Genomic DNA, 14,035 nt, shown 5'->3' on the forward strand with positions numbered 1-14,035 from the left:
TCATGGTTTCCGTTATAAACCTTAAAAGATCAATTAAACAGTCGACACAATTACTTCGAACTAAAGTATCATCATTGAATTCATTATTGTCTATCAGAACTCAATCTTTATTTTCCTTTTATTTTTTCGTTACTAAAGGAATATGGAGCATCTTCTTTTTTTGTACCTCTATTTCTATTCGGTGCGTCGCTCATTTTGAAATCAAGTTTGGCACCCTGCAATAAATCTTTATAACGGATATAATTATGACTATAAGGCTTTCCATTCCAAGTTAGTTGATCTACGTAGACCTGATTTGCTCCCTGCTGTTTCGCTTGGATATTCACTTTTTTCCCATTTTCAAGATTTAATGTCACCTTATCGAATTGTGGTGAACCAATCACGTATTCGCCCGAGGCAGGAGAAACAGGATAAAATCCTAGCGAAGAGAAGACATACCAGGCTGAAGTCTGCCCATTATCTTCATCACCACAATAGCCATCTGGTGTAGGCAAATAAAGTTTATCCATTATTTTGCGTACCCAATATTGTGCTTTCCAGGGCTCTGCAGCATAATTATACAGATAGGGCATATGTTGGATAGGCTGATTTCCATGCGCATACTGCCCCATATTCATCACCTGCATTTCACGCATTTCATGGATCATTCCGCGACTTTTCATACCCTCATAACTCGGAATAACAAACACCGTATCCAACATGGAAGCAAAAGATTTATTACCACCCATCAAATTAATTAAACCCTGAGGGTCATGGAACACGCAAAAACTCCAATGCCAAGCATTTCCTTCTGTGTATTCGCGCGACCAGGCACTTGGATCAAAATCTGAGACGAACGATCCGTCTGCTTTTTTTCCACGCATAAGTTTTGTACTTGGGTCAAACAGATTTTTATAGTTCATCGCGCGTGTTGCATAAATAGCTGTTTCAGCTTCCGGTTTGCCCAGTGCTTTGCCAAATTCATAAATACACCAGTCATTGTATGCATATTCCAGTGAACGTGCTACATTTTGGTCTACTTTTACATCAGCAGGTATATAGCCCAATTTATTATAATATTCATAACCGAAGCGTCCCGTCGAAGAGTGTTTCGGATAGGCACTATTGGCCCCATGCTTAAGCGCTTCCCATAACAGGTCTTTATCATAGCCTTTGCGATCAGTAATCAAGGCATCTGCTACAATAGAAGCGGAATTGTTTCCAATCATCGATGCACGATGTCCTGGCGAGGCCCACTCCGGAAGGTAACCACTCTCTTTATACGCATTCACCAAACCTTCCTGCATCCGATCATTCATCGACGGATACAATAAATTCAACAGGGGAAACAAACTTCTAAAGGTGTCCCAAAAGCCTGTATCCGTAAACATTTCGCCAGGCAGGACCTGCCCATTGTAAGGGCTATAGTGTATACGCTTGCCTGTTCCATCAATTTCAGAAAAGTCCCTTGGAAAAAGTGTTGAACGATAGAGGCTGGAATAAAATGTACGTAATCGGTCAATATTAGGATCTTCAACCTGTACACGTCCGAGGATTTCGTTCCACTGTGCTTTACCTTCGTCAACAACCTGTTGAAATGTTTTCGATTTAACCTCCTTCAGGTTAATTTCTGCCTGCTCAAAACTTATAAAGGAAGAAGCAATACGGGCGGTGACCTTCTCCCCTCTTTTCAAGGGAGAGAAACCAACGACTGCTCCAGCGTGATTATCCTGAATTTCCAATTCGTCTTTACTTATCGCTCCGCTTTTAACAGCAGCTTTGTAGGAGAATGGTCTATCGAAAGTAATGACGAAGTAATTCTTGAAATTCTCTGGAACACCACCGCTATTTTTTGTTGAATACCCGATAATCTTATTTTCCTGCGGAATTACTTTAATATAAGACCCCTTATCAAATGCATCAATAATAACATAAGCACTGTCTGTTTTGGGGAAGGTGAACTGAAAGATCGCTGCCCGTTGTGATGGCGACAATTCTGTTGTCACATCGTGATCTGCAAGGTAAACGCTATAATAATAAGGTTTGGCAATTTCAGCTTTATGCGAAAACCAGCTCGCCCGTTTTTCTTGATCAAATTGCGGTGTACCTGTTATTGGCATGATTGAAAACTGACCATAATCATTGTTCCAGGGGCTTGGCTGGTGGGTTTGCTTAAATCCTTTAATTTTATCTGCCGTGTAAGTATATACCCAGCCATCGCCCATATTTCCAGTCTGCGGGGTCCAAAAATTCATACCCCAAGGACGAGCTATTGCAGGATAAGTATTGCCATTAGACAATTCATACTTCGATTCAGTACCAATCAAAGGGTTCACGAAATCAACAGGCGAGGTTTGTTGCGCCATTCCAGCATGCGTCGCGAATAGAAAAAGAATACTACCTGTTAGTTTTTTAATATTAAACATAAATTATGTATTTGGTTGATAGCACTAGCAAAAAAGCTAAAACGTATTAGTAAATATAAGTAAGATAATTAAATATAGAAGATGGCAAGGTATTTTTCACAAGATGGTTACAAAAAAAGAGTAGATCGTATCCTACCCAACATAAAAATAACCGTAGAATATTCCTCTTTCAAGCGAATATCTTACGGCTACTTTTTGAGCCAATCACCCTCTTTTCGCTAACTAGCGTGCTGATGTCGTTCTTTAGTGTCTACTGAGGTAGTTCCAAAAGCCTAAATTCGCTCATTTGGAAATTTGATCCAGAGGAGACTGATTTCACAACATACCGATAATGGGTGTAAGGTTTTGAATTCGTAAAGGTGAAATTGACCGATTTATTTCTATCAGCCGGAGTATTTCCAAAACTATACCCCGTGACAGTGCCCAATGTTACCCAAGTATCTCCATTTTCAGAGGCCTGTATTTCCCAATCTTTGGGATCTCGTTCTGGAGAGTCGTTTCCTGTTGTTATGGTATAACCATTAATGGTTTGTGGTTGATAGAATACAAATTGCCAATACATTCCAGGTTGATATCCACCAATAAATAGTTTCGTCTTGTTATCACCATCTATTAACTTCTTCGATCCTTCACCTGCGTCAGGGCCGCTCGAGTTGTCTTGAGAGATTCGAAAGGTATTATCAATATTTGTCCAGTCTTTTATAATGCCTAGATCGGTAAGCATCTTGGTAACGACGATTTGAGATCCTTTAGGAGTTTTTACATTTAGCTGGTAGGTTTCGAATTTCCCCACCTCAATCGAAATATCGGCTTTCTCCTTATCAGAAACTTGCTCATATTTATCTTTATCAGTCATCTTTGACCAAATGACTCCTTTAACTGCAATATCACTAGCATAACTTAGGATCAACTTTCCTGTTCCGTTCTTTGTCGCATTGAATCGAATTAGCTTCTCCGCATCAATTTTAATGACCTCCTCCCGTTGAGCCCAATCGCCATTTTCATTGAGCACTTTAAGTCTTACAGTGAAATCACCCGTCCCTAAAAAAGTATGTTGCGGCGAAGTTTTCGAAGAGGTGCTATCATCACCAAAGCTCCAACGTGTTTCAGTATAGTCTTTTGACTGATTTGTAAATTCAAAAGTAAATGGGTCATCCTTCGCAACCTGCTTAATAGAAAAAGCAGAAACCGGATTGGGAAGCTGAGGTTTGTCAACAACCACTTCCTTTTCTTTACTGCAACCTAATAAGGTAAACAGTAAAAGTATATAAAAGTTATATCTTACTAATTTCATCTTCATAAATTCATCGTTGTAATACCATAAGTTACCGCCCGTCTATAAAAATTCAATCATCCTCCATTCAGAACATTGGAATAAACTACTTCCAACGTTTTCTGTAATATTTAGACGATAAAATTTATAATTACCTGGTTTTTGCACATTAAATCGTCTTGTTTGAATTCTATTTGGGAAACTTTCATTTACTCTTGTATCAATAGTGACCCAATTTATACCATCTAAAGACGCCTCAAGAAACCAGCTTTTTGGATCACGTTCTATAGCATCATTTCCAGATGTAAGTGTATATGCTCCAATCTTCAGGGTTCTGGTAAATGTAAGCGTGCACTGCAGATCACCTGTAAATGCGCTCTGCAAGAATTTTGTACTCGTCAGATCATCCACCAGCTTGAGACTCCCCTCACCTGCATTTGCACCACCATTATTATCGCGATTTACCGTTAGAGTTGCTTCCCCCGTTACATCGAATTCGACAACCTTTGCACAATCAATCAAAATCGTAGTATAATTTTTCTGAGGATTGATCACATGCAGCGTCGGGTCCTTCAAGTAGACCGTTACAGCGAGAAACTTATCTTTATTTTTGGTAATAACATCCCAAGGAATTGATATATTGAACGCCGCTGCGGATTTATTACCCAAAACCTGCACGCGTGAAGGAATGGAATATTCATTCTCCTTTAAACCGATCGTGTTCACAGGCACCTTTTTCTTCGTTATCCAATTTGAAATTGAATCAGTTGTTCCTCGCACTTCAACATAAAAAAATTTACTAGGAAAGGACGCTAACGAAACACCGATCGGTATTTCAATTCCAGAAGGTGTTGTATTGTAATTATTATGATCACTTGCCAGGATAATATTGCCAGGTGAATTTGTTATCGAAAGATAATGGATATCTTGCACAGTCAGCAGATCCTTTGAGTCCATCGTTATAATTATGCTATTTGGATTTCCCAACTGATTACCTTTTCCTGGATTAGACAACTTATACGACAGTGCGAACTTCTTACCGTAAACACGTTCGATTTCTGTTCGCGAAATCGTTAACAAAAAAGAGGTGGTATCTGCACCATATTGAAACTTCACTACATTGGGAAAAGAAAATGCTGAATTCGGAAGTGTAACCACCTCTTTTAGTGTTCCCGATTCGATTAATTTGGTAACTGTATCGGTATTCAATTGAAGCTCAACATCAAAAGTTTGGGATGCTGGACTACTCAATTTCACTTTCATCGGAACCTGTACATAATCATTTGTTTTGATCAGATCTTTTCCCTCACCTTCTGCGATAACTTGAACAGGAGCCCCTCCTTGTAAATTAAACACTTCTAGATTATCTTTTGAACAAGCCAAAAATTGACTACAGCCCAAAATTATCGTTATATAATAAAATAGTCTTTTCATATTAGCTTTTTTAAGATTATTTGTCTACCCAAACTCGTCCATCTAGTTGCCAATTCTCCTGTCTAGCAATCTGCAACCAGCTAAATATCTGGGCAGTTATATCGGTATTTTTCGGCACTAACGTACTTATTGTTTCAACAGAAGGAGCGCAAAGGAAATCATTCAGTTTAGAAATTTCATAGGCGGAATCCCCAATCTTCAATGTATTGCCATAGGGGCCATCATCATAAAGTACGCCATCAGTAACAGTTCCCACAATAGGCCAATTGGCCGCAAGATTTGGGTAATAGGGATGTTCTTCACTTACTCCTACTTGGCAATTATATTGCGTAATAACTGCCAGGGGCAATGCTACTTTCCAAAATCGAACATCAGCCAAGTAGTAATCGCCTTCGTTCCAATTGCTTCCCCCATTTAACAGTCCCAACCTAAATTTTGCTGGACTACTAATTGAACCCCATGAACTAATGTCCATCTCATTGCCGGGGAGACCATTTGTATAGGTTTTAACTATGCGTTTACCGTCACTTGTCAATGCTCCGACTATTGTTACATTATTCCATGTTGCGTTGTTCAATTTCGGGCCATTTACCTCACCACTTCCATTCGGACCGCGACCATTGAACATCCAATAATCGTCTTTGAAAGCCATGATCCATCCATTTGTCGGCGCGCCTGATTCCCATTTCTCTCGTTTACCAATAAAAGATGGATAATTGGGAAATTTATAGGTATTATTTGGTCCTTTATTCTTCTTAACTTTTAATTCAATGGTAAATTCCTCATTATCGCCGAGATCAAAAACAGGATTATCCCCTTCGGTCAACTCTGCGTAAATACCGCCTTTAAACCTTAAAAAATCTCCCGAAAAGCGACTGCCCAAATAAGGTTTATTGATATACCTTGAATTATATTTCGGCGAGTAGAAAATAGTAAAGGTATTAACATTTGGGTTGCTAAAGATTGTATTGTCATTCTGCGTCGGAGGAATTTCAAACGGCCCCCCTTTACTTGAAGTGATGATTACCAACCAATTCTCTTTTTTAAAAGCGGGACGTTGCTCCAACGCCTTAATAACTTCCCCTACCTGCTTATCGAAATTTTCTATGGCAGCTTTATAAACAGCACTGCTATTGTCATAAGCGCTAGCCTTTCCTGCTTTATCAATCGCTGTAAAATGTGCAGTTAGCATTGTTAACTCTGGTTGCTTTAAACCCTCCTTAATACCATTGACAACCTCTTCGTCTGTACTCTCCAATTTAGCTACCGCAACAGGAGTTAGATGATCAACAAATAGTTTAGAACTGCTATACACCTTAAATTCAGGGTTTTTCATATTTGAAGCGCCCCTTGTATAGACTGTCGGAAAGGTCTGAAAATTATTGTTCTTAAAATTATCACCAATGACCAAATGTTTATTTTGGCTTACCCCGGTGATAATACTGGATAAATCAGCGCCAGTAGCAGTTGCATCGTCATGTTCCTCGCTTAACGAAACCCATGAATAAATCGAATGGTTGAGCAAACCATTCATCGTTGGAATATTTGCCGTTCGAACCGATTCTCCTCTTGCTCCATCCACAATGAGCATGAGCACTTTAGGCTTACCATACACCAGGTCCACGGTATCTTGTTTACCCTCATTATCCGGTAGCAAGCGACCGAATTCATCTTTACAGGACATGAACATCGATAACATGACCAAAGACATTAGCCAGCGGCTTATATTTCGAAAATTAGCTTGAGATCTCATCAGTTTAAAATTTAAGTTACTGTTCCAATTTAATTCGAATCAGATTATGTACTTCTTCATTATTAAATCGTCCAAAAAAGCCCATCAAAAGTAATGCGCGTTTGCCATCTTCTGTTTTTGTCTCGACAACTTTATTGATATAGCCAGAGAAATAACCAGAAGTGTTATAATCTCCATTCAATTCTCCATTGGAATTCAGGATCATAAAGCCATTTCGGGCAATATTACTATAGCGCGCAAAATCTCCCGAAACGACAACTAAACCATCATTTAATTGCATCGCATAGAAGGGACTTCCACCTTCAAAAGTTTTGGCCTGGAAACTTTGGTCTACTGTTCCATTTGCATTCAACATAATAACTTTTATTGCAGCTACACCGTTGTATTTACTAAAATCTCCAACAACCATATATTTATTCGTGACATTATTGTAAGTAACCGAAGACACATTGTAGTCCGCTCCAACTCCACCAGGGTTAAATGTAGCATCTAATGTTCCATCAGCATTTAACCGTGTTATATATCCTGCGGATTGTCCATCAAATCTATTGAAAGAACCATAAGCTAAAATTTTCCCCTTTAAAGCCCCACTATTATGATAGACAGTTGCTACAGATCCATTTCCACCAGCCATTGCTTTGCCATCTGCCCCAAACCTAAAAGACTTATCCAGTGAACCATCCAGATTCAATCGGGCGATATGCCTGATTTCTGTACTATCCAAAATAATGGTATCTCTTGTCTCAAGCCGATTTGGCTTATCATAGGTGCGGTGAATGTAATATCTAAAATTTCCTGTCGCTAAGATTTTTCCTTCAGACTCATAAATATTTCCGATATTTCCATCAAACCCACCATTAAATGTCGGATAATACTTTAGTGTATCTATTTGCCCAGGACGTCGGAATGGTTTAATGCCCATTGTATCGATAGCTCCTGTTGTATAAATTCGTGTCAGATTGCTGATATCTGAATTACGCTGCCCATACCCCGAAAAAGAACCTGCCAAAAAATAGTAATTTCCTAATTTTAAAATGCTATTTAGCGAATTATTGGCGCCGGTACCTATACGAAAGCTTGCATCATACGTTCCATCTGCAAAAGTTCTGACGAGACGATTAATTGGCCGGATCGATCCTTTATTATTATAATTTGTAAAGGCCCCTGTAAAGATCATTTTGCCATCTTCCAAAAAAAGAACATCAGAAACGGTATTATTTGTTCCTACCCCCACTTGAAAAGTTGGATCTATAGATACATTTCCTAAAACCGTAAATTGTGGTCCAAAAAATACAATATCATCAATTGCAACAGAAAGCACTCCCGTACTAGCAAAAGGCGGAACCTTAAGCTTTACATAATCTGCTGTTAACTCGACAATCTGTGCTTTCTCGCCGTTAAATCGGATGATAGCTTTATCTTTATATTTATCTAAACCTTTAATCCGCATGATTGTCTCAACTCCGGTTTTACCCGATTCTGGTTGCATTTTATCGGTTGGATTGATTTCTATATCCAAAGGCGGTAGCCCTTCCTCATATGGAGCTGAAAACATCTTATTATTCTTATTGCATCCCAAAAAAAGAGCAATAACAAACAACAAGGCTGTAAATTTCCAAATCGTATTGTACATAACTTTCATAATTTAAACTACAACTGGTTATTGTTATTAACGCTTACTTTCTAATATATCCCATAGAATATCGCTCTGATTGAATCCGAACTGAGCTTTGGTATAATCGATTACATGGACAACGCCATTATCAGGTTGAATATCTGATGAAGCGACCGGGCATGACCGCCATTCATTTGGCCTACTGATATCTGGAATATAGGAGATATACAATTGTCGGTACCCCATATATTTCAATCGGGTGATATTGTTTTTATCAGAATCATTTATTGCATCGTTATAGACAACTCCTATATTGGAAACTGTATTTGCAAATGAGGTGTAATTTTGTCCCTTATAGACATTTAGTAAATCAAAATCGATCTGTGGATAGTCCATTAATTTTCGTTTTCCATTAAACATATAACGCCGTAAATACTTACGCCAAATCGCACTATCTACATCTGCCAATGTTTTGATGGTATCTCGCCCTAAATTGTAAAGCAACCAATTAACACTTGACTGATCGATAATGGAATTTGATTTCGCTCGACCAATCAACCTCTTTATATTTTCATCCCTCGGAGCAAAAAAAGTAAATTCCTTGGTCTTAAAATCTTCTTCCAAACCTGCCAACCTAATTATTTTGGCAATCGAATCAAATTCCCTTGGTTTTGAATCCAGGTAATCTATAATGGAGCCATCAAATTTTGCCTGCGCCAATCCGCCATCTTTATAATATGCATCCTTTTTGCATGATCCCAGGCCAAACAGTAACATCGTAATGAAGGCATATCCTATAATCTTAGCTTGTCTCATAATAAACTGATTTAATTTCCTCCTGTCCAATAATCGTTCAACACGATTTTTGAATTAAAATTTTTAGCTGAAGCATCCAAAGGCCAAGTCCACGCACGACGGTTATACTGATCAATTGTCATGGGATTCATGGTCCATTGTGGATTTAGTATTCTTCGGGTCCGGATCAGATCAAAGTATCTTGCCCCTTCGCCAATCAATTCACGACAACGCTCTTCGAAAATAAAATTCTTAAGATCTGTACCACCACCAGCATAGCGAGGGGCTTCAGCCCGATCCCGAACAATATTAAGTACTGTGATTGCCTCAGCCTCACGTGCAGCACCTAAATTAGCTAGCGCCTCCGCTTCTAATAACAGCGCATCCGCATAACGAAATATCATAAATGTATTATCCGGATTAGAGTCTTCATTTCCCGACGCAAAGACATTGGCTGCAAATTTCTTCAAAACAAATAATCCATCATTCGCATACATATCCTCATACCAAAGCTCTTTTCGCTTATCTGCAGGACCATTTAGCGGATAAATCCTGTACATGAAAATGGAGGAATAATAAGCAATGCTGAATTGCTGGTTATAACGAGGAAACTTATATGGCCAACGTAAAAAATGATCCCACAAAGGCGCATATGCATTGTTCTGATCATCGTAATTGATCGTTCGGTAGAATTCGAACAGCGATTCCTCCGTACGTCCTTTTGAGACTTTAGCCCACTCCTCGGGGGTTAGTTTGTACAGACGGTGAACGCCACTAGCACGCAACTCCTTACCTAAGCTAGCCACACTTTCATAATACTTCGTTGCATTTGGCGAATCAAAATTCGCATTCCACATCTTCATGTGCATCAACAAAGCGATAATGCTTCCCCGGCTTGCTCGGGCCCCACGCTGTGATGACTCCCCAAAAGTCCATGGCATAATATCTTTAACAGATTCTAAGTCGGCAATGCTTTTGCTAATTACAGAAACCATATCCTCACGTGAAAGTTGCTTTGCGAAGTATGCATCGGTATAATAAACCACGTCGCCATATAGACGAACCATCCAGAAGTAACTTAGACAACGCATAAAAGTGGCTTCAGCTTTATAACGATCTTTATCCGAAGCAGATAAACCTGGAATTCCCTCTTCCAATTTGGAGATTAAAATATTACAGCTCTGAATTACCTTATAATAAGTATCCCAGATAGAAACCTTATACATGGCATAACCTTGGGAACGACCGCCACTCATTGTATTGTTATACACAGCATTCATGTCATTCGTCCCTAGGTCGCGAAGTATCATTCGATCAGTTCCAGCTGTAGGGGCGGGAAAAATTTCTCCCGACCTCGCCTCACCAATGGCACCGATTACCCATGACTCGTTCAGTTTTTCAAAAAACTGACTGTAGATACGTGCTATATTTGCTTCTACATCCTCCTTTGACTGATAGAAATTGTTACCCGTAAGCCTATCGATCGGCTCCACCGTCAGAAATTTCTTACAGCCCATCATTACGGTTGTACATAGAAATATGACAAACGCTATTCTTCCTATATTTCTTTTTATTTTCATAATACAGCTCGATTAGAAATCAATATTAACACCAACATTATATTGCCTAGGAACAGGGTATCCACCAGAAGCATCCCTACCCATCGTGCTTACATTTTCGGGATTAGGTCCACTGTACTTGGAGAATGTGTTTATATTTTCAGCCGAAACATATACCCGTAGACGCTCAAGTCCATATCTTCTGATAGCATTTTTTGTAAACATGTAAGACAGTGTCACACTATTTAACTTAAAGTAGGACCCATCTTCAGCCCAGAGATCTTGATCCATCCGAAACGGATTAACACTTGAGTATCTTCTGAAATCGTAAGCATAAGGATACTTTGCATTATCGCCGGGTTTCATCCACATATTAACATCATCTAACGGAACCACCGCTCTATCACCATAGGGATCGCTCATCAATTGCAGTCGCTCGGCAAGTGCATTATTCAAGATGGTGCGTTTTGCCGTATAGGACGCATATAAGTTCAAACCAAATGATCCGAGAGTTTCATGATTGTAATTAAAATTCAATTGCATACCGCCGGTAATCAATGGTTGAGAATTCCCGGTACGGGCATAGTCATTTTCATCTAAAACATAGTTGCCATCTAAATCTGCAAAAATGGGATCACCCGCCTGAAATTCTGTACCATTGGCCATCCGATAACGTCGTCCAGTCGCCGGATCAACCGGTACATCCGCATCTGTGCTGTATACACCTCTATTTAATAACATGTAGTTGGACATCGTTGAGGTTCCCACTCTAAAAACAACGTGTTGCTTATATTTATCAATATTTTCCCAACGGACAAATTGCCCACCATAATGCTCAGGTAGTTTTAACAAAACATCCCGGTTATAGGCTCCGTTTACCCCTATGGACATGGTAAAACGACCTTCGGTCAAAGGCCTTAACATAACAGATAACTCATGTCCATAATTGGCAATGGCAGCTGAGTTGCTATTTACCTTTTCAAAGCCGAGCGACGAAGAAAGTAGTTCTTCAAATAGAATATTGTTTACTTTCTTATAATACGTGTCATAAGTCAATTCAAATCTATTTTGAAAGAAAGCGAGGTCCAAACCTAAGTTATACTGGCTTGTTGTTGTCGGTTTTAGATCAGGATTTGGAATTTGTTCATAATTGATTCCGATGCCTATCTTATCATTATAGCTTCCTGCAATATCGTATTTTCCGTAAACGCGCTCCAAGGTACTATTCGGCATAACATTCACCCCCCAACTGGTTCGAATGGAGAGCAAATTAATCCAGTCCACATCTCTCAAGAAATTCTCATGATAGGCATTCCATCGAAGACCAACAGCAGGATTTTTGGTATACAGGTTTCCAAATCCATTCTGTGACGACCCATCCATTCTGTAAGAGAGGTCTACCACATACTTCTTCATGTAATCGTAAGTTCCAGCGATTGCAAAAGATAATCCTCTTTCTTTTCCGAATCCACGGCGCAATAATCCTCCTCCTTTGGAAAAATAGCCATCAAATCCAAGAGGTCCTTCAAATTGATCATTTGGTGTACGGGCTTGTAAAGTTGCATTTGCTTGTTTTTCCAAGGTCCGAATCTCATTGAATAGATTGAAAAATACGGTATGCTTTTCATTAAACGTGTGACTATAATTGATAGAGTTCCTATTATACAATGAATTGTATCGACCATAATAAGCATAAACTTGTGCAAATTGACCATTTGCTGCCGCTGGTGTAAACGTGTTTTCATTATCGGAAGTAGACTCATAACTCATTGTTGTTGTTGCCCGCAAACCTGGAATAATTTCATAGGATGCTTCAATGAAAGGCTTGATCGATTTAGACGAATTATCATTTCGGGTCTTCAATGCTGAATTATATCCTGAGGATGCCAGATAAAAAGACGGACCAGGCAACAACGTTGATGCCATCCCGTTTGTTGCCACACCAGATTGTAAAATACCTAACCCGTTCCCCTTACTTTTTGAGCCAAGTGAAGCACTTATCTGCGCTGTAAATTTAAATTTCTCGTTGGGATAATATTCAAATCGCATATTGGTCATATAGCGATCAAAACCCGTATTTTTGATGATACCATTTTCATTATAATAATTCAGGTTCGCCTTATAGTTTAACTTCTGGTTCCCCCCATCAATTGCGACATTATGCGTTTGGTTGTAGGTTGTCGCATAAAATAAGTCCTGCCAATTGGTTGAATTATTGTAATAAGCGTTCAAACTATCCGATAACATGGGGGTTTGTGAAATTCGGTCCAGGTCATCCTGCGACAGCGCATTTCCGTAGATCTGCAATAGCTTTAAACGGCGTTCTAGATTTCCTCCCAAAGTTGGACGTAACTGGGGTGGCGTTTTCAGGAAGAAATTGCCCGTATACCTGACTCTGGGAACCTCAGAATTACCACGTTTCGTATTGATAATGATCACACCATAGGCAGCCAACGATCCATATAGCGATGTAGCCTGCGCATCTTTAAGCACCTCTATACTTTCTATATCCTCAGGGGGAATTAATGACAATGGACTGATTCCTGGCCCCTGCTGGCTTAATCCAAGTTCATTGGCTCTATCCGCATCCATTGGCACGCCATCGATAACATACAACGGTGAGGTGGGGGTCAGAAATGACTGATCACCGCTACCTGTCACACTGATTGTCGAAAGTCCACGGATCTGTGTGGATCCTCTAAATCCCGGTGCTCCAGTATTTACCTGTATATTTAACCCTGCGACCTTGCCTTGAAGCAAATTTTCCACATTCGCCGATGGAATATCTTGAATTTCTTTTCCACTGATCTTAGTCGAGGACCCTGTAGTTGTCTCTCTTGGACGCTTCACATACCCCCTAACAACAACTTCATCCATTTGATTATCGATCTCCTTCAATTGAACGACTACATTTCTGTCGGCCTTCACAGTCATCGTGGTTCCATCATAACCAATTAATCTAAAGGCAACGGAAGTTCCGGTTGCCGTTGTTAAGCTAAATGCCCCCGAGGAATTTGTCGAGGTCGCTTCCTTTCCAGATTTGCCAAAACGTACTGTAACACCCGCCAGCGGCCTCCCTTTATTATCTGTTACCTTACCAGACATAATGACTGTCTGTGCAAAAACCTTTGTAGAAAGAAACACACACAATATCAACAGCATGCAGCTGTTATAAAATATCTTAAATTGCATAACTTTTTC

Annotated in this window: 8 protein-coding genes; all 8 read right to left on the reverse strand. The window is 39.6% G+C overall.

All coding sequences use genetic code 11. From position 1 onward, the window contains the following. Positions 1-107: 107 nt before the first annotated feature. Positions 108-2,405, reverse strand: coding sequence for a GH92 family glycosyl hydrolase (locus tag M2419_RS22695; protein ID WP_153844835.1), 2,298 nt, complete (start codon positions 2,403-2,405; stop codon positions 108-110). 250 nt (positions 2,406-2,655) lie between these two features. Continuing rightward, positions 2,656-3,699 carry a PKD domain-containing protein gene (locus M2419_RS22700; RefSeq protein WP_182330379.1) on the reverse strand — a complete coding sequence of 348 codons (1,044 nt, stop codon included), beginning with the start codon at positions 3,697-3,699 and terminating at the stop codon, positions 2,656-2,658. A gap of 42 nt (positions 3,700-3,741) precedes the next feature. Beyond that, the gene (locus M2419_RS22705) at positions 3,742-5,112 is read right to left on the reverse strand and encodes a DUF1735 domain-containing protein (protein WP_153844833.1); all 1,371 of its coding nucleotides are present in this window, start codon (positions 5,110-5,112) and stop codon (positions 3,742-3,744) included. Positions 5,113-5,128: 16 nt separating this feature from the next. Beyond that, on the reverse strand, positions 5,129-6,865 hold the full coding sequence (locus tag M2419_RS22710; protein ID WP_259255657.1) for a DUF4983 domain-containing protein: 1,737 nt from the start codon (positions 6,863-6,865) through the stop codon (positions 5,129-5,131). Between the two features lie 16 nt (positions 6,866-6,881). After that, positions 6,882-8,498 (reverse strand): DUF5008 domain-containing protein, encoded by a 1,617-nt coding sequence (locus M2419_RS22715; RefSeq protein WP_159731487.1) that lies wholly within the window; start codon positions 8,496-8,498, stop codon positions 6,882-6,884. Positions 8,499-8,534: 36 nt separating this feature from the next. After that, positions 8,535-9,296: a fasciclin domain-containing protein gene (locus M2419_RS22720; protein ID WP_153844830.1), complete on the reverse strand. Its 762-nt coding sequence runs from the start codon at positions 9,294-9,296 to the stop codon at positions 8,535-8,537. Positions 9,297-9,307: 11 nt separating this feature from the next. Further along, positions 9,308-10,855, reverse strand: a complete 1,548-nt coding sequence (locus M2419_RS22725) for a RagB/SusD family nutrient uptake outer membrane protein (protein WP_153844829.1) — start codon at positions 10,853-10,855, stop codon at positions 9,308-9,310. A gap of 12 nt (positions 10,856-10,867) precedes the next feature. Continuing rightward, positions 10,868-14,026, reverse strand: coding sequence for a SusC/RagA family TonB-linked outer membrane protein (locus tag M2419_RS22730; protein WP_153844828.1), 3,159 nt, complete (start codon positions 14,024-14,026; stop codon positions 10,868-10,870). Positions 14,027-14,035: the final 9 nt, after the last annotated feature.

This window comes from Sphingobacterium sp. BIGb0116, from assembly GCF_024808035.1.
Classification (GTDB): domain Bacteria; phylum Bacteroidota; class Bacteroidia; order Sphingobacteriales; family Sphingobacteriaceae; genus Sphingobacterium; species Sphingobacterium paramultivorum.